Origin of the sequence: Denitromonas iodatirespirans (assembly GCF_018524365.1) — a bacterium.
In the GTDB taxonomy this organism is placed as follows: Bacteria; Pseudomonadota; Gammaproteobacteria; order Burkholderiales; family Rhodocyclaceae; genus Nitrogeniibacter; species Nitrogeniibacter iodatirespirans.
The window spans coordinates 1-205 of record NZ_JAEKFT010000200.1; the positions used below are offsets into that span (position 1 = coordinate 1).

Sequence of the window (205 nt, forward strand, 5' to 3'; positions counted from 1 at the left end):
TGGTTGAGGTAGCCGCGCGCGACGCCCTCGCCGCCGATGTACAGCTCGCCGGCCACGCCCACCGGGACCGGTTGGTGGTGGGCGTCGAGGATGTAGATGCGCGTGTTGGCGATCGGGCGGCCGATGTGGCGCACGAAGCCGTCTTGCCGATCCATGGATACCCAGGTGGAGTAGGTGGTGGTCTCCGAGGGGCCGTAGAGGTTGC

General features: G+C 68.3%; 1 protein-coding gene. It reads right to left on the reverse strand.

All coding sequences use genetic code 11. The features are described 5' to 3' along the window. The coding region (locus I8J34_RS24555; protein WP_214364237.1) for an AMP-binding protein at window positions 1-205 on the reverse strand (205 nt) is incomplete at both ends.